At 71.9% G+C, this 19,353-nt stretch carries 18 protein-coding genes and 1 tRNA gene; 8 read left to right on the forward strand and 11 right to left on the reverse strand.

The features are described 5' to 3' along the window. Positions 1-2: 2 nt before the first annotated feature. Genes A4W93_RS24230 through A4W93_RS24240 form a run of 3 tightly spaced genes read right to left on the reverse strand, consistent with a single transcriptional unit; the run spans position 3 to position 3,054 of the window. Positions 3-1,931, reverse strand: a complete 1,929-nt coding sequence (locus tag A4W93_RS24230; RefSeq protein WP_085753052.1) for a sensor histidine kinase — start codon at positions 1,929-1,931, stop codon at positions 3-5. After that, positions 1,928-2,194: a PP0621 family protein gene (locus tag A4W93_RS24235; protein WP_085753053.1), complete on the reverse strand. Its 267-nt coding sequence runs from the start codon at positions 2,192-2,194 to the stop codon at positions 1,928-1,930. Before A4W93_RS24235 ends, A4W93_RS24230 begins: the two co-directional genes overlap by 4 nt. Positions 2,195-2,211: 17 nt before the next feature. Beyond that, the gene (locus tag A4W93_RS24240) at positions 2,212-3,054 is read right to left on the reverse strand and encodes a cytochrome C assembly family protein (RefSeq protein ID WP_085753054.1); all 843 of its coding nucleotides are present in this window, start codon (positions 3,052-3,054) and stop codon (positions 2,212-2,214) included. Positions 3,055-3,102: 48 nt separating this feature from the next. On the opposite strand from A4W93_RS24240, the gene ffh reads away from it, so the two are divergent. Together ffh and A4W93_RS24250 are read left to right on the forward strand one after the other, a co-directional pair. After that, positions 3,103-4,473 carry a signal recognition particle protein gene (ffh, locus tag A4W93_RS24245; protein WP_085753055.1) on the forward strand — a complete coding sequence of 457 codons (1,371 nt, stop codon included), beginning with the start codon at positions 3,103-3,105 and terminating at the stop codon, positions 4,471-4,473. Between the two features lie 85 nt (positions 4,474-4,558). Beyond that, positions 4,559-5,296: a DUF2726 domain-containing protein gene (locus A4W93_RS24250; RefSeq protein WP_085753056.1), complete on the forward strand. Its 738-nt coding sequence runs from the start codon at positions 4,559-4,561 to the stop codon at positions 5,294-5,296. Positions 5,297-5,891: 595 nt separating this feature from the next. Here A4W93_RS24250 and ftsY read toward each other — a convergent pair. Beyond that, positions 5,892-7,115 carry a signal recognition particle-docking protein FtsY gene (gene ftsY, locus A4W93_RS24255; RefSeq protein ID WP_085753057.1) on the reverse strand — a complete coding sequence of 408 codons (1,224 nt, stop codon included), beginning with the start codon at positions 7,113-7,115 and terminating at the stop codon, positions 5,892-5,894. A 74-nt stretch (positions 7,116-7,189) separates the two neighbouring features. Here ftsY and A4W93_RS24260 point away from each other — a divergent pair. Beyond that, positions 7,190-7,266, forward strand: a tRNA-Met gene (locus tag A4W93_RS24260). Positions 7,267-7,309: 43 nt separating this feature from the next. Here the strand turns inward: A4W93_RS24260 and A4W93_RS24265 are convergent. The 4 genes from A4W93_RS24265 to A4W93_RS24280 all read right to left on the reverse strand — a co-directional run bounded on the left by A4W93_RS24265 (position 7,310) and on the right by A4W93_RS24280 (position 13,277). Beyond that, complete coding sequence (locus A4W93_RS24265) at positions 7,310-8,224, reverse strand: NmrA family NAD(P)-binding protein (protein ID WP_085753058.1); 915 nt, start codon at positions 8,222-8,224, stop codon at positions 7,310-7,312. Positions 8,225-8,369: 145 nt separating this feature from the next. After that, positions 8,370-11,009, reverse strand: a complete 2,640-nt coding sequence (locus A4W93_RS24270) for a winged helix-turn-helix domain-containing protein (protein WP_085753059.1) — start codon at positions 11,007-11,009, stop codon at positions 8,370-8,372. A 57-nt stretch (positions 11,010-11,066) separates the two neighbouring features. Further along, positions 11,067-12,719 (reverse strand): NHL repeat-containing protein, encoded by a 1,653-nt coding sequence (locus A4W93_RS24275; RefSeq protein ID WP_085753060.1) that lies wholly within the window; start codon positions 12,717-12,719, stop codon positions 11,067-11,069. A gap of 21 nt (positions 12,720-12,740) precedes the next feature. After that, positions 12,741-13,277 (reverse strand): c-type cytochrome, encoded by a 537-nt coding sequence (locus tag A4W93_RS24280; protein ID WP_085753061.1) that lies wholly within the window; start codon positions 13,275-13,277, stop codon positions 12,741-12,743. 193 nt (positions 13,278-13,470) lie between these two features. On the opposite strand from A4W93_RS24280, the gene A4W93_RS24285 reads away from it, so the two are divergent. Both A4W93_RS24285 and A4W93_RS24290 read left to right on the forward strand, forming a co-directional pair. After that, positions 13,471-14,133, forward strand: coding sequence for a hemerythrin domain-containing protein (locus tag A4W93_RS24285; protein ID WP_085753062.1), 663 nt, complete (start codon positions 13,471-13,473; stop codon positions 14,131-14,133). A 95-nt stretch (positions 14,134-14,228) separates the two neighbouring features. After that, a complete protein-coding gene (locus A4W93_RS24290; RefSeq protein ID WP_085753063.1) occupies positions 14,229-14,684 on the forward strand; it encodes a PA2169 family four-helix-bundle protein in 456 nt (151 codons plus the stop codon). Positions 14,685-14,714: 30 nt separating this feature from the next. Here the strand turns inward: A4W93_RS24290 and A4W93_RS24295 are convergent, their stop codons facing one another. Continuing rightward, positions 14,715-15,362 (reverse strand): TetR/AcrR family transcriptional regulator, encoded by a 648-nt coding sequence (locus A4W93_RS24295; RefSeq protein ID WP_085753064.1) that lies wholly within the window; start codon positions 15,360-15,362, stop codon positions 14,715-14,717. Positions 15,363-15,386: 24 nt separating this feature from the next. On the opposite strand from A4W93_RS24295, the gene chrA reads away from it, so the two are divergent. Then, entirely contained in the window at positions 15,387-16,721 is a 1,335-nt protein-coding gene (gene chrA, locus A4W93_RS24300) for a chromate efflux transporter (protein ID WP_085753065.1), read from the forward strand. Between the two features lie 9 nt (positions 16,722-16,730). On the opposite strand, the gene A4W93_RS29905 is transcribed toward chrA, so the two are convergent. After that, complete coding sequence (locus A4W93_RS29905; protein ID WP_157131765.1) at positions 16,731-16,907, reverse strand: hypothetical protein; 177 nt, start codon at positions 16,905-16,907, stop codon at positions 16,731-16,733. 107 nt (positions 16,908-17,014) lie between these two features. Here A4W93_RS29905 and A4W93_RS24305 point away from each other — a divergent pair, with 107 nt between their 5' ends. Together A4W93_RS24305 and A4W93_RS24310 are read left to right on the forward strand one after the other, a co-directional pair. Then, positions 17,015-17,653, forward strand: coding sequence for a TetR/AcrR family transcriptional regulator (locus A4W93_RS24305; protein WP_085753066.1), 639 nt, complete (start codon positions 17,015-17,017; stop codon positions 17,651-17,653). Next, positions 17,650-18,885: a glycosyltransferase gene (locus tag A4W93_RS24310; protein ID WP_085753067.1), complete on the forward strand. Its 1,236-nt coding sequence runs from the start codon at positions 17,650-17,652 to the stop codon at positions 18,883-18,885. The genes A4W93_RS24305 and A4W93_RS24310 overlap by 4 nt, the downstream gene beginning before the upstream one ends. A gap of 16 nt (positions 18,886-18,901) precedes the next feature. Here A4W93_RS24310 and A4W93_RS24315 read toward each other — a convergent pair whose 3' ends face one another. Then, positions 18,902-19,345, reverse strand: coding sequence for a GNAT family N-acetyltransferase (locus A4W93_RS24315; protein ID WP_085753068.1), 444 nt, complete (start codon positions 19,343-19,345; stop codon positions 18,902-18,904). Between the last annotated feature and the right edge of the window lie 8 nt (positions 19,346-19,353).

Here is a 19,353-nt window from a genome sequence, read left to right on the forward strand (position 1 = left end):
GGTCATGAGGTCAGGTGCAATCGGGCTTCGCCGACGCCGCCGGTGGGCAGGGGCTGGCGGCGCATGGCCACGAAAAACTCGTTTCGGTTGGGTTCGGCCGGCGGCCGGACCCGGTAGTCGATGCGCGCGCCGTAACGTTCGCACAATTCGCGGCAAATATACAGGCCCAGGCCCGTTCCGCGGCTGCGCGTCGAAAAGAACGGTTCGAAGAGGTAACGTTCCACATCCGGCGGGATGGGCTGGCCGTCGCTGAGCACGCTCACCACGGCCCGGGAGTCGTCCCGCACGCTCAGGCGCACCCGCACGGCGCCGGGGACGTTGCTCGCATGGCGCTTGGCGTTGTCGAGCAGGTTCACGAGCACGCGCCGCAGGTGCTCGGGGTCGAACAGCACGCCGACCGGTTGCGTGGGCAGGTCCACGCGCAGCACGCTCTGCTCGCCGAGCGGCAGTTCCACGGTGCGCGCCCATTCGCTGCAGGTGGACGCCACCAGCGCGGTGACGTCGATCACCTCCGGCTCGCGCGCGGCGCCGGGGGAGACCTCCATCACGTCGTCGACGATGCGCTTGAGGCGCTCCACGTTGTCCGTGACCATGCGCGTGAGCTGCCGCTGGCTGGGCGTGGTGGCGTCCTCGGCCATCAGGGCGTTGGCCTGCGAGATGGCCGCGAGCGGGTTGCGGATCTCGTGGGCGATGCCGGCGGACACCCGCCCCATCGCCGCCAGCTTCTCCTGCCGGGTGCGCGCCTGCACGCTGCGCACGTCCTCCAGGAACAGCACGCACAGTTCCTCGGTGGCGTTGGACTCGCGGCGGCGCGTGAACCGCACCCGCAGGCGCAGCGTGCGCGTGACGCCGGAGTCGAACGTCAGCACCACGTCGCGCCCGCCTTCCGGCCAGCGCCCGTCCGAGAATGCCCGCTCGACCGATTTCACGAGGGCCGACCACGCGTCCACCCCCCACAGCTGGAACGGCGCCTCGCTCGACAGACCCTCGGTGACCAGCAGCCCCCGTGCCGCTGGGTTCGCCGCGCGGACGCGGCCCCGGCGGTCGACGACGATCACGCCCTCGGTCATCTCCTCGATCACGAGGCGGTTGAGCTGCGCCTGCTGCCGCGCGAGCTCGAGGCTGCCCCGGGCGGTCAGCTCCTCGCGGGCGAGCCGGCCGGCGAGTTCGCCGGCGAGGATGGTGACGACGAACAGCCCGGCGCCCGCAAGCCCGGCCTGGGTGAGCAGCACGGTGAGATCGCCCCCCTTGACCACGCCGAACGCGGCGAGTGCCAGCAGCGCGAGCGTGATGCAGGCGGTGGTGGCGAACGCCATCAGGCGCGGCGTGAGCACGCCGGCCATCAGCACCGGCAGCACGAGCAGGGCCACGTAGTTGAGCGACGAGGCCGGCGACACGGCATGCAAGCCGACGAAACAGACGATGTCGACCCCGATGGTGGCGATCCATTGCGGGCTGCGCAGCCGCGCGAGCGTGCTCGGCCGCACCGCGGGCCGCACGCGGGGGAACAGCCACATGCTGCACGTGATGGCCGCGTACGCGACGCAGATCGCCGCCACGAGGATCGGCGGGCGGTTGCCGAACGCGCTGCTGATCACGACCGACAGCACGAGGGCCAGGCCCAGCGTGGCCCGCGCACTGAGGAACGCGCCGTAGATGCGCTGGAACGCCGACTGGCCGCTGCCCACGATGCGCCGCGCCTGGCGGCTCAGGAAACGGGACTCCGATTCCTTCGCGCCCACGGCCTGCCAGTCGCCGTCGTGCCGGGACTCCGGCGCGTCGACCCAGCCGTCCTCGGGCGCCTGGGTGTCGCCCGCGACCCCGAGCGCGCCGAACCACGACTCCTCGCGCGGCTGCATGGCACGCCGGGCGGCCCGGCGGCGTTCTTCGCGGGGACTGCGTTCTGCGGGCTTCGGCGAGCCGGCGCTCATCGGTCGTTTCCGGGGCCGCGGGCGGCGGCGGCCCGGTGGGCCTCGCTGCAGTACACGCCGTCCGGTCCGGCCAGGGTTTCGGTGCGCGGCAGGTGGACGCCGCAGTGCGCGCAGGCCACCATGACCGGCGACGGGTCGGCTGCGTCTGCGGGAGGCGGGGCGGCCGGGGTGCCCGTGTCGTCACGGTCACGGCGGCGGGTGAAATGCTTGAGCAGCAGGAACAGCACCAGGAACAGCACTGCGAAGAAGATGAGTCTTGCCATGGAATGGTCCCGGATGATCAGGCCCCGTACGGGGCGCGCTGGAACACGATCTCGAGCATGAAGCGGGAGCCGACGTAGGCGAGCAGCAGCAGCGCCGCCCCCGCGTACAGCCAGCGCAGCGCCGGACGGCCGCGCCAGCCCAGCTTGAGCCGGCCGATCAGCAGGCCGGCGAACACGAGCCAGCCGAGCACGGACAGCACGGCCTTGTGGTCCCAGCGCCAGGGGTTCGCGAACCACCAGCCGAGCAGCAGCGTGGCCGAGAGCAGCGCGAAGCCGGCGGCCACGAACTGGAAGGTGAGCCGCTCCAGGCGGAGCAGCGGCATGCCCATGGGCGTGGCGGAGGGCGACTGCAGTTTCAGGCGCAGGCGGCGCTCGGCCGCGTCGAGCATGGCGGCATGCAGCACCGCGGCGCCGAACAGGCCGTACGAGGCGATGCCGAGGGCCCAGTGGACCGGCGCCCACGGCGAGGCGATCTGCGGGCGGAACTCGCCGGGGAACAGCGCGGCCAGCACCACCGCGGCCATGCCCAGCATCGCCAGCGTGCGCCGCACGCCGGGCAGCGGCACCCACTGGCTCTCGACGACGTAGACCGCCAGCACGAGCCACAGCGTGGCCGACAGCGCCGGGGCGAAGCCGAACCGGGCGCCGGTCACCCCGGTGCCGATGCCGGCCATGTCCACCACGATGGCCGCGGCGTGCGCGGCCCAGCCGATCAGCAGGGCCAGACGGGGTCCGTCGCCCCCGGTGTCGCGCCACCACACCGCGGCGCCATAGGCGACCAGCGCCAGCAGGCTGGGTACCCACAGCGCGATCGTGGCGGGGTTCGTGAAGGAGGCGGGCAGGCCCGACGATAAAATCATCGCCACAGTGTACTTTCGCGTGCCCGCATTCCGGACCGCGCCCCCCCCATGGCCTCCACCCTCACCGACCGCCTGAGTCGCCTCGTCAAGACGATGCGCGGCCAGGCCCGCATCACCGAAGACAACGTCCAGGACATGCTGCGCGAAGTGCGCATGGCCCTGCTCGAGGCCGACGTGGCCCTCCCCGTGGTGCGCGACTTCATCGCCCGGGTCAAGGAAAAGGCGCTCGGCGCCGAAGTGGTCGGCTCGCTGTCGCCGGGCCAGGCGCTCGTCGGCATCGTCAACCGCGAACTCACCGCCACGATGGGCGAGGGGGTCTCCGACATCAACCTCGCCGCCCAGCCCCCGGCGGTGATCCTGATGGCCGGCCTGCAGGGCGCGGGCAAGACCACCACCACGGCCAAGCTCGCCAAGCACCTGATCGAGAAGCGCAAGAAGAAGGTGCTCACGGTCTCCGCCGACGTGTACCGCCCCGCCGCCATCGAGCAGCTCAAGACGGTGACGAAGCAGGCCGGCGCCGAGTGGTTCCCGTCCACGCCCACCGACAAGCCGGTCGACATCGCGCGCGCCGCACTCGACCACGCCCGCCGCCACTATTTCGACGTGCTGCTGCTCGACACGGCCGGCCGCCTGGCCATCGACGAAGCGCTGATGAAGGAGATCGCCGAGCTGCACAAGGCCGTCGACCCGGTCGAGACCCTGTTCGTCGTCGACGCCATGCAGGGCCAGGACGCCATCAACACCGCCCGTGCGTTCAAGGAAGCGCTGCCGCTCACCGGCATCGTGCTGACCAAGACCGACGGCGACTCGCGCGGCGGTGCCGCGCTGTCGGTGCGCCAGGTCACCGGCGTGCCCATCAAGTTCGCGGGGGTCAGCGAGAAGATCGACGGCCTCGAGGTGTTCGACGCCTCGCGCCACGCCGGCCGGGTGCTCGGCATGGGCGACATCGTCGCGCTGGTCGAGGAGGTGCAGAAGGGCGTCGACGTCGCCGCGGCCCAGAAGCTCGCCGAGAAGCTCAAGTCGGGCGACAACTTCGACCTGAACGACTTCCTCTCGCAGATCAGCCAGATGAAGAAGATGGGCGGCCTCGCCGGCCTGATGGACAAGCTGCCCACGCAGATGGCCGCCAAGGCGGGCCAGGCCGACATGGACCGCGCCGAACGTGACGTGCGGCGCATGGAGGGCATCATCAACTCGATGACCCCGCTCGAACGCCGCAAGCCCGAACTGCTCAAGGCCACCCGCAAGCGCCGCATCGCCGCGGGCGCAGGCGTGCAGGTCCAGGACGTCAACCGCCTGCTCAACCAGTTCGAGCAGATGCAGGGGATGATGAAGAAGATGAAGGGCGGCGGCCTCATGAAGATGATGAAGCGCATGGGTGGCATGAAAGGCCTGGGCGGCCCGGCCGGGTTGCGCTGACGTGACATTTGCACGCACTTACCGCAATTGACCGCGCGTTCATCGAACGTTAAGGTTACCCATTCCCCCCTAACGACGACGTGAGATGGAACTGCTGATCATTGCGGGGCTCGTGCTGCTGGTCGCCCTGCTGGTGCTGGTGCAACGGGCACGCCGCCCCGCTGCGCCCGCCCAGCGCAAGCCGAAGGGCCAGAAGGCCCGTGGCATGGACGCCCTCGACACGGTGGCCGGCTGGCCGCCCCAGGCCACGCGCGTGCTCACCCCGGCCGAACGCAAGGCCTGGTTCGTGCTGCGCACCGCCCTGCCCGACCACATGATCCTGGCGCAGGTGCCGCTGTCGCGGTTCATGAAGGTGCCCACCCGCAACTCGTATTCCGAGTGGCTGCGCCGCGTGGGGCTGAAATCGGTCGACATCGTCGTGTGCGATGCCGCGTCGCAGGTCATCGCCGTCGTTGACGTGCGCGCCGAGGACGGCAAGGAAAGCAGCCGCGCCCGCCAGCGCCACGCCCGCGTGGACCGGGTCATCGCCGCGGCGAACATCCCGATGCACGTCTGGTACGAGGACTCCATTCCCACGCCGGCCGCGGCCCGCGATCTGATCCTGGCGCCCGCCAAGGGGGCCGCGGAAGACGCCTCCGCCGCACCCGTGCCGCCGCGCCTCAACGACCCCATCGAGGCCGACGCCATGCTGGACGCCGAAATGGAACAGCGCGATCCGCCGCCGTCCACCTGGTTCGACAACCTCGACTCGGCGGCGGTGCCGCTCGGCAACGTGCCGGCACCTCGCGCCGGGGCGGGGGCGCCGCAGCCGCGCAAGGGCTGAGAGACGCTTCTCCAACACCCGAAAACACGTCATCCCGGCGCAGGCCCATTGCTGTCCGGGGAAAATCGGCGCGCTTGCGGCGACTCGATCGACACCGTCGGCTCGCCCACGTCGAACCTGTCCCTGGCAGCACATCGCCGCAGGCGATGTGCGCCTCCTCGAGCACGATGCGAAGCGAGCCCGGGGCTCTTCACCCCCCGTTGGAGGCGTCGAGGAGCGCAGCGGCTTGGGGTCGCCGCCGCGCAGCGGCGGCCGAGCCCACTTGTTTGAGCCCGTCAGGGCGAGTTGTGGGCGAAGCCCCAAGCCGCGAGCACCGCAGAGCAGTCCTGACCGGCGCAGCCGGGCAGGACCGCCAGATCGGGGGCGCTCTTTGCCCACTTTCTCGCGTGAGAAAGTGGGTCGGCTGCCGGGCCGAGACCCGGCGCGGCCTCTCCCAAAGAGAAATCTCCACGCCAGATCACTCGATGCCACGCACGCTCAACGCCCCCAGTGGGTCCCGGCCTTCGCCGGGATGACGAGTGTTTTGAGGTCGTCTCGCTTCCCCCGGACAGCAGTGGGCGCAGGCCGGGATGACATCGTTCGGGGGACTGCCTGATCAGCTCAGGACGGCCTGGGCGAACTCACGCGCGCTGAAGGTCTGCAGGTCTTCCAGCTTCTCACCCACGCCCACGAAGTACACCGGGACGGGCCGCTCGCGCGCGATGGCCGCCAGCACCCCACCCTTCGCCGTGCCATCGAGCTTCGTGATGATCAGCCCGGTGAGCTGAAGCGCATCGTCGAACGCCTTGACCTGCTGCAGCGCGTTTTGCCCGGTGTTGCCGTCGACCACCAGCAGCACCTCGTGCGGCGCCCCGTCCTGGGCCTTGCCGATCACGCGCTTGATCTTCTTCAGCTCCTCCATCAGGTGGAGCTGCGTGGGCAGGCGGCCCGCGGTGTCGGCGATCACCACGTCGCAGCCGCGGGACTTGCCCGCCACCACGGCATCGAAGCTCACCGACGACGGATCGCCGCTTTCCTGCGACACGATCTCCACCGCCACGGCCGGCGCACCCGGCTTGTCGGCGCGGTCGGCCCACACCGCGAGCTGCTCGCGGGCGGCGGCGCGGAACGTGTCGGCCGCAGCCAGCAACACCTTCTGACCGCCGTCGGCCAGATGGCGCGTGAGCTTGCCGATGCTCGTCGTCTTGCCGGCACCGTTGACCCCCACCACCATCATCACGGTGGGCGTGGCCTCGCCGATCTCGAGCGGCTTCTCGAGGGGCGCCAGCAGGTCGGTGATGGCATCGGCCAGCAGCCCCTTCACCGCGGCCGGGTCGGTGGCCTTCGCCTCCTTCACCCGCCACTTCAGGTCCTTCAGCAGGAACTCCGTGGCCTTGACGCCGGCGTCCGCCATGAGCAGCGCGGCCTCGAGGTCTTCATAGAGGGCATCGTCGATCTGCGTGCCGGTGAACACCTGCGTGATGCTGGAGCCGGTCTTGCGCAGCCCGGTGCGCAGCTTGTCGAGCCAGGTGCGGCGTTCGGCCACGGCTTCGGCGGACACCGGTGGTTCGGCGGGCACGGGTGCCGGAACCGGAACCGGAGCCGGGGCCTGAACCGGGACCGGCGCAGCGACCACGGGCGCGGGGGCCGGCGCCGGAATGACGGGGGCGGCCGGCGCAGGCGCGGGCGCGGGCGTGGCCTCGACGGGCGTGTCCCCCAGTCCGATGCCACTGCGCAGCCGGTCGACCCAGCTGCGCTTCTCCTCCCCCGTGTCGACGGCGGGCGCGGCGGCCGGCGGCGCGTCGGACGGGGGGGATTTCTTCTTGAAAAAACTGAACATGTGAAATGCTTGGATGAGACCCGAGACGAGAGAGTAGCCGAGTCCCCGATTGCGTGGTTATAATGTGAGGCTTAGGCGCTTTAGCTCAGTCGGTTAGAGCGACGGAATCATAATCCGCAGGTCCGGGGTTCGAATCCCTGAAGCGCCACCAAACAACGCAAGAGCCACCTTCGGGTGGCTCTTTGCTTTGGGGCTCACCCTTCGCACAGCGGGCGCAGCACGTCCGCACGCGACTGTGTCCAGCAGGTGAAGTCCATCAGGCCCGGGTGCAACGCCCGCGCCACATCGGGCGAACGGGCCGCGCCATAGCGGGCCTCGTCGTGCTGCTGATGGGCGAAGCAGCCCGCCATCTCGAAGGCGCCCGGGAACGGCTGCCGACCGAAGTCCTCGACCGGCATCGGGTCGTGTCGCACGCGCTCGCCCAGCGCGTGCGACAGCACGTCGGCCATCTGCGCCCCCGTCAACTGTGCGGCGGCCAGGCCGATGCGCTGCCCCACGCAGGCCGGCCCCTGGTTGAACAGCGCGGCCACGCAACCGCCGATGTCCTCCGCCGCGATGCCGCACAACCGGGCCCCGCCGATGGGCAGGCGCCAGCGCAGCTTGCCGTCCGCCTCGCGGCGCGGGTGCAGGCCCAGCTGGATCAGGTTGTCCCAATAGAAGGACGGCAGCACGAACGTGGTCGGCAGGCTGCGGAAGAACGTGTCGGCCTGGCCCTTGGCATCCATCTGCGGCACACGCCACGCGGCCGCGCCGCCGCGGGTGTCCTCCTGCGTGGACCAGACGATGTGCTGAACGCCGGCCCGGGCCGCGGCCTCGGCGAGCGCGGCCGCCTGGCGCAGTTCGCGTTCGGGGCTGAAGTGTTCCCAGAAGTCGGTGACACCGAAGAGACCCCAGGCCCCCTCGAGCGCACCGGCCAGCGTGCCGGGACAGTCGAGGTCCGCGGCCACGACCTCGGCGCCGGCCTGGGCCAGCGCACGCGCGGCGCGCTCGCCGGGCCGCCGGGTCAGCGCCCGCACGGCGAAGCGCTGCGCCGGGTCGCGCAGCAGCGCACGCACGAGGCCGCCGCCTTGTGCGCCGGTGGCACCGACCACGGCGATGAGCGGCCTCATCGCGGCCGCGCCGGCAGGTGGGAGAGAGGGCCGAGTCGGATCATGGGAAGGCTCCATCGTGGGTGTCGATGGCGTCCATCTTGGGCATCGCCGGCTGCGGCGGCATCGCTCGGTGGAGCCATGCGGCAGCCCGCGAAGGCGCAGTTCAGCGCCGGAGCCACCAGGCCGCCGCCTGCGTGCGGCTTTCGAGGGCGAGCTTGGTCAGGATGTTCGCGACGTGGCGCTTGACCGTGTGCAGGCTGAGGTCGAGCGCGCGGGCGATGAGCTTGTTGCTCTGGCCCTCGGCGAGCAGCGCCAGCACCTCGCGCTCGCGCAACGACAGCGGATCGTCCTCGAGCGGCATCGTGTCGGCCGGCAGGCTCTCGCTCTCTCCCTGCCATGCCGACAGGCGGCGGCGCAGCCGGGCCTGTGCCGCGGGCGGGCAGCGAAGGCGGGATGCCAGCGCCTCCCACAGCGGGTACAACCGGCCGGACGGCTCCAGCAGCAAGCCGAGGCCTTCGTCGTCGATGGCCTCCGACAACACCTCGTCCAGCGCCTCGGCCGCGGCATCCGGCTCGCCCTGCGCGGCACGGCACACGGCCAGCGCGAACCGCGCATCGCCCATGAAGGCCGGCAGCCGGCCGCCGCCTTGCAGCACCACCGCGCGCTCCAGCCATTGCCGTGCGACGGCGAGGTCACCGCGCAGCAGCGCCAGCTGTCCCTGGACCAGCGCCGCACCGGTGTCCAGCACCGGCCACTCCCGCGTCGAACGCGGCCGGACCAGTTCGGGCAACAGCGTGGCGAGCCCGTCGGCATCCTCCGCGCGCCAATGGAGGCGGGCCTGCGCATGGAGGTAGGTGCGCCGCCAGCCCTGGCTGTAGCCGGGGGTCATCATGCCCGGCACCTGCGCGATGCTGGCCAGCGCCTCGGTGCCGAACCCCTGCGCGGCCAGGTGCAGGCTGTGCAGGTGCAGCGCGCTGATGCCCAGCATCACGTCACCGGGCAGGTGGCGCTGCCGCTGCAGCAGGAGCTGCAGCGCCTCGCGCGCCGAACCGGGTTCGCCGTGCCAGAAGGCCAGCCAGGCGTCCAGCGCCGGCACGTGCACCTCGTCCACCCGGTCGCCGCGGCACAGCTGCCGCAGCCGCGCCATCAGCGGCCGCGTGCCGGGCAGGCCGATGAAGTGCCCGTAGCTCATGTCCACGATGTTGGGATACCGGGCCTCGGGGGCCAGCGCGGCGTTGTCCGCCATCGCGGACAGGCCCGCGAGCACCGCGGGCGCGTCTCCGCGCGCCACGCCGTTCCAGGCGACCAGCGAGTCGAAGAACACCTGCAGGACCGGGGGCAGCCGTGCGTCGGCCGCCGCGGTGATCGCCTCCTCGGCCCGCGCCAGGTCGCCGAGGGCGTTGTGGCATGCGCCCAGCATGCCCAGCGCGACGAAACGATCTCGCGTCTGGCCGTGGCACACGAAGGTGTCGTGGCTGCGCTGGAACTCGTCGCGCGCATGCACCCAGTCCCAGCGCGACCAGGCGCACAGGCCGCGCAGCAGCGCCGCGTCGGCCTGCGGCTCGCGCCACTCGGCGGGCAGTTGTTCGAGCCAGCGCTCGAGGCGATGGGTGCCACCGACGGCCAGCAGCCCGTCGGCCATGTGGCGCAGCGCGGCGAGCGCCTCGGCCCAGCGCCCCGCCGCGAGCCAGTGCGGCACGGCGCGCTCGGCACGGGTCTCGGCCGCGGCGGCGCGGGCATGCAGTTCCGTGGCCATCCCGGGTTCGCGGCGTTCCAGCTCGCCATGCAGGAAGTCCCGGAACAGGTCGTGGAAGCGCAGCACCGGCACCGCCTCGTCCAGCGCGCTCAGAAACAGCTGGCGCCCGAACAGCGTGTCGAGCACCGCCCTCGCGTCGGCCCGCCCGGTCACGGCCTGGCACAGCGCGGGGCTGAGTTCGGGCAGCACGCTGCTGTGGAGCGCGAACTGCTGCAGCGGCGCGGGCAGCTCGGCCAGCACTTCCTGCGCGAAGTAGTCGAACAGATGGCGGTGGGCCGCCGGACCGATCAGCGAAGGCAGCCCGGCGCGGTCGCGCGCGCTGCCCAGCATCAGGTGCAGGCCGGCGACCCAGCCATGGGTGCGCGCCAGCGCGGCCTGCAGCGCCTCGTCGGATGGCGCGTCCAGCCCGCGCAGCCGGCACAGGGCCTGGGCCGCGTCGAGGTCGAACTGCAGGTCCTCGAACCCCAGCTCCACGAGTTCGCCGCCCGCCCGCCAGCGTGCGAGCGACAGCGGCGGCGTGACACGGCTTCCGATGAAGACGCAGAGTTCGGGCGGTGCGCGGGCGATCAGCGTGTCGAGCAGTTGAAGCGCCGCTGCGTCGGTGACGTGGTGCAGGTCGTCCAGCACGAGGGCGATGCGTGTGTCGGGCCGGCCCCCGAGGGCATCGATCAGCGGCCCCAGCGCGGTGCGTGCAGCAGGACTCGCGTCCTGCAGCTGCGCCAGCACCGTGGCCGGTGGAACCGGCCAGGGCAGGTCCAGGGCGTCGAGGGCGCCGAACAACGCGGCGAACAGGCGGTTGGCGTCGTTGTCCTCGGCGTCGAGCGACACCCAGACGATCTCCCGCCCCGAACCAGCCGCGAGCGCGGCGGCGAGTTGCACCAGCAGCGTCGTCTTGCCGAAGCCCGCCGGTGCCTGCACCAGCACGAGCCGGGCCTCGGCGACCTGCTCCAGCGTGCGCGCCAGCAGGACCGGGCGCGGCACGGCATCCCGGCGCGAACGCGGGATGCGGTACTTGCTGGCGCGGGCGGTCGGGATGCGGGTGTCCATGCGGGGCGGCGGCGGGCGAGCTGATTCTAGGGAACTGCGCCGCGCCCGGGACCCGGCTCAGAGCCAGTGGCGCATCAGCACGACATCGAGGTCGCTGCCGTTGGCCTCGCCGGCCTGCAGCACGCGCACCGTCGGCACCCGGTCGTCCGGTTGCAGCACGAGCGCACGACCCGCGTCGGTCTTCGTGCCGGTCGCCACCGCCGTGGTGCGGATGCCGCCGGGACCGAAGGCCGTGTCGGCACGGCCGTCGGCATTCAGGCGCACGAGCACCGTGTCGGCGCTGGAGCTGTTGCCGGTGTAGGTCCAGCCGCCCAGCAGCAGCTTGCCGTCGGTTTGCTGCACCAGGGCCGTGGACTCGTCCCAGTTGTCGGCGCTCACGGCGATGACCGCACGGCCCCCGGTGCCGAAACCCGTGTCGAGCCCACCCGCGGGCAGCAGGCGCACCGCGGCGAAGTCGTGGTCGCGGTGGCCGGCGAGCACGAGCCGGTTGTCCGTCGTCACGACCACCCCGCGCGCAGCGCCGGTCACGCTGCCGAACAGCCCGCGCACGATGCCGGCGGTGCCGAAGGTCGTGTCCACCGAGCCGTCGGCGCGGTAGGCCGCGGCGATGAAGTCGCCTTCCCCGCCCACCGCGACGAGACGCGGCACGCCACCCACGGTCTGCAGGGCGAGCGCGTAGACGGTCTCGCGGGCGCCGTCGCTGCCGATGGCCGTGAGCACCTTGCCGCCCGTGCCGAAGCCGGTGTCGAGGCTGCCGTCGCTGTGGTAGCGGGCCAGCGCGAAGTCGCTGCCGTTGGCGCCCTGGCTGCTGTCGCCGGCGAGCACGATCCGGCCGTCGGGCTGCAGCAGCAGTGCGCAGGCCTTGTCGGCACCGGCGCCGAACGAGGTCGTCACGCGGCCGCCGTTGCCGAAGGTCGTGTCGAGCGACCCGTCGGTGTTGTAGCGGGCCAGCGCGAAGTCGTAGCCGGTGGCGCCCTGGTCGCTGCTGCCCGCGACGAGGATCTTCCCGTCGGGCTGGACGGCCACGGCCTGGGCCTCGTCGCTGCGGCCCGCATTGCCGAAGGCGGTGGCGACACGCCCGCCGTTGCCGAAGCCCGGATCGAGGCCGCCATCGCGCAGGTGGCGCACCAGCAGGAAGTCGGTGCCGGTGGCGACCGTGGCCACGCCGAATCCGGCCACCACGGCCTTGCCGTCGGCCTGCACGGCCACGCCGCGCACGTCGTCGTCGGTGAGACCGCCCGGGGTTACGAGGGTGCCGCCACCGAAGCTGGTGTCGACGTCGCCCGCCTCGCCGCGCACGGTCACCGTCAACGGCTTGGTGGCCTGGGCCGCGCCGGCGGTGCCCTTCACGGTGACACCGGTCGGCAGCGAATGTGGAGCGGTGGCCGCCGCCTGCAGCGTCAGCGTGCCGGAGGTGCCGTCGGCGGGCACGTGCAGCGCCGCCGCGGTCGTGCCCGCGGGAAGGCCTTCGGCGCTGAACTGGATGCCCGCCGTGAAGCCGGGGTCGCGTTGCACGGCGACGGCGACGGTGGCCTCGCGGCCCTGCCACACGACGGCCTTGCTGGTGTCGAGCGTGAAGGTGAAGCCCGCGGCCGCGGACGGCGTTGGGTCCGACGTGCCGGTGGTGACGTCGGCATCGTCGCCACCACACGCGGTCAGTGCGGCGAAGGCGAACAGGGACAGGGTGGAGCGGAAGAAGGGGGAGGCCATGGTCGGTTCCTCGGGGTCGGTTCAGCGGGCGGCCGGCGGCAGCGGGGCCGGCACGCGGTTGCGGATGGGGGGCAGCGTCTGCAGGTAGGCGTACATCGCCTTCAGGTCGGCGTCGGTCATCTGGCCGTACGCGGGAGGCATCGGCGGCAGCAGCGGGCGGCCGCGGCCCACGTGGCGGCCTTCGCGCAGGGTCAGCACGAAGTCCTGTTCGCTCCAGAGGCCCAGGCCCGTCTCGCGATCGGGTGTCAGGTTGGCCGTGAAGCTCACGCCCCACGGACCGGCCCACGCCGTGTTCGTCGCTGACGACACGACCTGCCACGGCCCGGCCGGCAGCGCCGGCACGGGCGGCATCACCAGGCCCTCGGGGTGGCCGGCCAGCGTGCGCGCGGCATCGGGCTCGGGACCGCGCGGCCCCATCTTCAACGGCGTGTGGCAGTCCGCGCAGCCGCTGGTGGTGACGAGGTAGCGGCCGCGTTCGATGCGGTCGCGCGGGGCGGGGTCGGCCGCCTGGGCGGCCAGCGCGGCGCCCAGGAGCGGCAGGAGGAGGAGCGGTTTCATGATCGGGACTCCGGTCGGGTGGATGAGCGAAGGCACTGTGCCGATCGGTCGGCCCGCCGCCATCCATCCGACAGGCCAGGACCTCCGCCCATGAAGAGCCATCGCCGCAGGCGCCGCGATGGCTCGTCGGAGCGATGCCGGTTCTCCTGCGCGTCGCAACACTGGGGTCCCTGCCTCCACACCCCGGCTCGCCATGAACACCCTGCCCCGCTACGACCTCTACGCCCCGATCCACAAGGCCCTGCGCCTGTTCATGACCGACACGCTGTCGCAGCTGAGCCGGCTCGACCTCACCGACGAGCAGGACCTGGCCACCGGCCTCGCCCAGCTCGAGGCGCTGCTGGAGGCCGCGAGCCGCCACCTGCAGCACGAGAACGACTTCATCCATCCCACGCTCGAGATCCACCAGCGCGGCGCCAGCGGCCGCATCGCGATGGAGCACCGCGAGCACCTCGACGCGATCGCCATGCTGCGCACGCAGGCCGCCGTGCTGCGTGCCGAGCCCGCGGCCCCGACGGCCCATCGCCTGTACCGGCAGCTGGCCGCCTTCGTCGCCGAGAACTTCGAGCACATGGATGTGGAGGAGACACGGCACAACCAGGTGCTGTGGGCGGCCTGCGGCGACGACGAACTGGCCGCGATCGAGGGCCGCATCCTGGCGAGCATCGACGCCGACGAGATGACCCTGTGGCTGCGCTGGATGCTGCCGGCGTTCAACCCGACCGAGCGCGCGCAGCTGATCACCGGCTTGCCGCCCGAGGCGCGGGAGCCTGTGCTGCTTTCGGCGCGGTCCCTCCTGGGCGACACGGCCTGGGCGAAACTGCGCGATGCGCTGGACCTCGCCGAGCCCCTGTAGGCCCAGTCGCACGCGACATCGCGATCACCTCCGGTACCCCCCGCCCCGCCGTTGGCCGATGCTCTGTGGACACCCCACCCCGAAAGGAGCATCCCATGGACAAGGACGACATCGTCGACATCCTGAACGACCTGATCGAAACGACGAAGGACGGCGAGTACGGCTTCCGCACCAGCGCCGAACGGGCGCACTCCGCCAACGTGAAGGCCACGCTGAACAGCCGCGCGGCCTCGTGCGCAGCGGGTGCCGCCGAACTGCAGGCGCTCGTGCGCCAGTACGGCGGCGAACCCGAGGACGACGGCACCGCGCTCGGCGCGATGCACCGCGGCTGGGTCGCGGTGAAGGCCGCGATCTCCACGAGTGCCCATGACGACCACGCCATCCTCGCGGAATGCGAGCGTGGCGAGGACAAGGCCGTCAACACCTTCCGCAAGGCGGCCCAGGAACCCGACCTGCCCGCGGACGTGCGTGCCGTGATCGAGCGCCAGCTGCAAGGCGCCCGCGCGAACCACGATCAGGTGAAGGCCCTGCGCGACGCCACGAAGGTCTGACCTTCGCCGTCACGCAGGCCCCCGGCCACCTCAGGCGGCCGGGGGCCTTTCGTTCGCCTGCACGGCTGCGCGGCACAGCCGCGCCATGTCGGCGGCCCACCCGGCCATCGCGCCGGCATCCAGCTGCACCAGCATCGCGTATCGCCGGCCGCCCCACACCGCGAGGTGCAGCGACCGAACGAGGTGCGGCGCCGGCCGCTGCGGCAGGTCGGCGCACGCGTCGAACACCCGCGCCCACGCCGCGGCCAGTTCCTCGTTCGCACGGGCCTGGTGCTTGGGCTCCGCCATCTCGGTCTCCAGCGCCAGCATGTCGCGGTGGAACCAGGGCAGCTCGGGGGCATCGACGCCGCAGCACAGGCGCACGAGCTCGTCGAGGCGTTCGGTCCACGCGAGGTCCGGCGGTTGCACGGCGCGGCGGTCGATCTCGGCGAGCAGGGTCTCGATGCAATGTCGCACGTAGCCCGACAGCAGCGCCGTCTTGCTCGGAAAGTAGTCGTAGAGCGTGCCGACCGCGATGCCCGTCTCGAGCGCGACGGCCCTCGTGGTCAGGCGCGCCCAGCCATCGCGCTGCCAGATCCGCACGAAGGCGTCGAAGACCGCCTGCACGGTGACCTTCGCGCGCGCCTGCGTGGGCCGCTTCAGCGGCTTGGCCTTGGACAGGGGACGTGGCGTCGTCATCCTCCGACCATATCATCCGGTCGCATGGAACCCATCCCCACCGCACCACCGCCGCCCGTCACCTTCGGGGAGGCGTTCCGCTTCTGGCTCAAGCTCGGTTTCATCAGCTTCGGAGGGCCCGCCGGGCAGATCGCGATCATGCACACCGAGCTCGTCGAACGGCGCCGGTGGATCAGCGAACGCCGTTTCCTCCACGCGCTGAACTACTGCATGGTGCTCCCGGGCCCGGAGGCCCAGCAGCTCGCCACCTACCTCGGCTGGCTGATGCACCGCACGCCCGGCGGCATCGTCGCGGGCGCGCTGTTCGTGCTGCCGTCGCTGCTGATCCTGGTCGCGCTGTCGTGGATCTACATCGCGCACGGCCAGATGCCGGTGGTGGCCGGCATCTTCTACGGACTCAAGCCGGCGGTGACGGCACTCGTGCTCCACGCCGCACACCGCATCGGCACGCGCGTGCTGAGGAACGGCTGGCTCTGGGGCATCGCGGTGGCGGCGTTCGTCGCGCTCTTCGCTGCCGACGTGCCGTTCCCGCTGATCGTGATCGCGGCGGCGCTCGCGGGCCATCTCGGCGGACGGCACGCGCCGCAGCGGTTCGCCGCGGGCAGCGGACACGGCGGCGGCGGCGTGCGCGGCCACGGTCCCGCACTGATCGACGACGACACCCCCCCGCCGGCCCACGCGCGCTTCACCCGCGCGGGCCTCGTGCGGGTGCTGCTGGCGGGCCTCGCGCTGTGGGTCCTCGCGATGGCGGCCCTCGCCGCCCACTCGGGCCTGGACGGCGCGCTGGCCGCCATGGGCTGGTTCTTCACGAAGGCCGCGTTGCTGACGTTCGGTGGGGCCTACGCGGTGCTGCCCTACGTCTACCAAGGTGCCGTCGAACACCACCAGTGGCTCACCGGCCCGCAGATGATCGACGGCCTGGCCCTCGGCGAGACCACGCCCGGCCCGCTGATCATGGTCGTGGCCTTCGTCGGGTTCGTGGGCGGCTGGACGAAGCAGGTGCTGGGGCCCGACGCGCTGTTCGCGGGCGCGGCACTCGCCGCGGCCGTGGTCACGTTCTTCACGTTCCTGCCGTCCTTCGTGTTCATCCTCGCGGGCGGCCCCGTCATCGAATCGACCCATGGCGACGTGCGCTTCACCGCGCCGCTCACCGCCATCACCGCGGCGGTGGTGGGCGTGATCGTCAACCTCGCGCTGTTCTTCGCGTACCACGTGCTGTGGCCGCAAGGCTTCTCGGGGCGGTTCGACATCGTGTCGGCCGCGCTGGCCGTGGCGGCGGCGGTCGCGCTGTTCCGCTTCAAGTGGGGCGTGATGCCGCTGCTGGGCGCCTGCGCGGTGGCGGGGGTGCTGCTCCGCTGAGCCGCCGTCTCAGCGGCTCGGGTCCTTCCGCCGGCTGGCACCCTTGCCTACCAGCAGCGCGAGACCGGCCACCAGCGCCATGACGACCGCGCCGATCAGCAGGTGCGGCGTCTGCAGCACGAGCGCGAGCACCACGAATGCGACGACGTGGACTCCGGCGAGGATGACGATGAAGCGGGTGAGCATGGCGGGGCGTGCGGCACGGCGGGGAAGACGGCCAGTCTAGCGTGGGCCGTCGACCCGAATCATTGAACGTCGTATAAACTTGAACGACGTTTAACAGATCCGACCTCATGCCCCTGCTTCCGTCCCCCGGCCGCCGCGAACGGCGCCGCACCCAGACGCTCGACCTCGTCGCCACCACCGCGATGCAGTTGTTCGAGTCCCAGGGCTACGAGGCCACGACGATGGAACAGATCGCCGTCGCCGCCGACGTGGCCAAGGGCACGCTCTACAACCACTTCCCCACGAAGGAAGCCGTGCTCGCGCACTGGATGCACCTGACGCTCGCCGCGGATGCGCCGCGTCTGCGCGAGACGCTCGACGCACCGGGCACCTTCGCCGAGAAACTCGCACGCCTGCTCGACGCGTCGGCGCAATGGATGTCGGCACACCGCCCCTACCTGCTGCCGTACTTCCGCCACCGCTTCCTCCACATCGACAGCGAAACCGCCGCGAACACCGACGAGGCGCCTCGCGACCTGGCCGGCGTGTTCGCCTGGCTCATCTCCCAGGCCCAGCAGGAAGGCGTGCTGCGCGCCGACCTGCCGGCCGAACACTTCGCCTCGCTGCTGCACCACCTCTACTTCGGCGCCCTGATGCGCTGGCTCACGGCACCGGACCGCCACCTCGCCACCGAGTTCTCGGCCGCCGCCGACCTGTTCCTCCGCGGCGCCCTCGCCCCGGCCCCCACACGGAGCAGACGCCCATGAAATTCGCCGTCGTCACCTATGGCACGGAGGGCGACGTGCGCCCTCTCGCCGCGCTGTGCGCCACGCTGGATGCCGCCGGGCACGAGACCGTGCTGCTGGCCGACGGCGCCACGCTCGCGAGCGCGCAGCGCCTCGGCGTGGCCACGCAGGCACTGGCGGGCGACATCCAGGGCTCGTCCGGCGCGGGCGGCTCCATCGCCGACGTCGTCGCGCGCAGCGCACGCCCGAACGATGCGGCCCGCGCCCTGGTCGGCATCGCGAACACGCATGCCACCGCCTGGCTGCGCCAGACCATCGAAGCGGCGCGCGGTTGCGACGCCATCGTCGCCAGCGGCCTCGCGGGATTCGTGGGCCTGTCGGCCGGCGAAGCCCTCGGCATCCCGGCCATCGGCGCGGGCATGTTCCCGCTCACGCCCACCCGGGAGTTCGCCTACCCGTTCCTGCCACCCGCACGCCTGTGGCACCGGCTCAACCGCGCCAGCTTCCACCTCGTCAACGGCTTCCTGTGGCGGGCCTTCCGTCCTTCGCTGAACGCCGCGCGGGCCGAGGTGTGCGGCCTGCCGCCGCGCCGCCGGATGTGGGCCACGCACCCGGTGCTCTACGGTTACTCGCCCACCCTGCTGCCGCGCCCGGCCGACTGGCCCGCGCAGGTGCACGTCTGCGGCCAGTGGACGCTGCCCATGCCCGACTGGACGCCGCCACCGGCGCTCGCCACCTTCCTCGACGCGGGCGAACCGCCGGTGTACATCGGCTTCGGCAGCATGGGCGGCTTCGACACGGGCCGGCTGCGCCAGGCGCTGGTGGACGGCCTCGGCGGCCGGCGCGCGTTGTTCTACCCGGGCTGGAGCCGCATCGACCCGTCGGACCTGCCCGCGAACATCCACGTGCTGGGCGACACGCCCCACGATTGGCTGTTCCCGCGCACGGCCTGCGTGGTGCACCACGGCGGCTCCGGCACCACGCACTCCGCAGCCCGCGCGGGCGTCCCGTCGGTGGTGGCGCCCTTCGCGGGGGACCAGCCCTTCTGGGCGCACCGCCTCGCACTCGCCGGTGTGGCGCCGCCCGCGACGGCCGGCGTGCGCTTCGGCGCGGACGACCTCGCGCGCGGACTCGGCTACGCCGACCGCCCGGAGGTGCGCGCACGGGCCGCGGACCTCGGGGCGCGGCTGCGAGCCGAGGACGGGCTGGGCACCGCCGTGGGACACCTGACGCGCCTGGTCGGCACTCCCTGATCGAGCGCAGGCGACCTCACAGCATCCGGTGATATGTGATGAACACCTTCTCCCGTTCATACCCGAGCGACTCGTAGAGCGCCTGCGCCGCCAGATTCGTCGTCGCGGTTTCGAGCGTCAGGCGATGAACCGCCTGTTCGCCGAAGTGCCGGATCAGGTGCTGCATCAGCACTTTCGCGTGCCCCATGCGGCGGGCCGAGGGATCGACGAAGAGGTCCGACAGGTAATGGAACGGCCGCATCGCGATGGAGCACTGGGACGGGTAGAGCTGCGCGAAGGCGACCGCCTCCCCGGCGTCGTCGACAAGCAGGAAGATCAACGATCGCCGCGCTTCCAGGTTCGCCGCGATGAACGCCCGGGCCCCTTCGGGGTCGCTCGGTTGTCCATAGAACCTCCGGTACTTGTCGAACAGCCCGGCCGCGGCTTCGAGGTGCTTTGCCTCGCACTGAAGAATTTTCATGGGATGCG

Origin of the sequence: Piscinibacter gummiphilus (assembly GCF_002116905.1) — a bacterium.
GTDB lineage: Bacteria > Pseudomonadota > Gammaproteobacteria > Burkholderiales > Burkholderiaceae_C > Rhizobacter > Rhizobacter gummiphilus.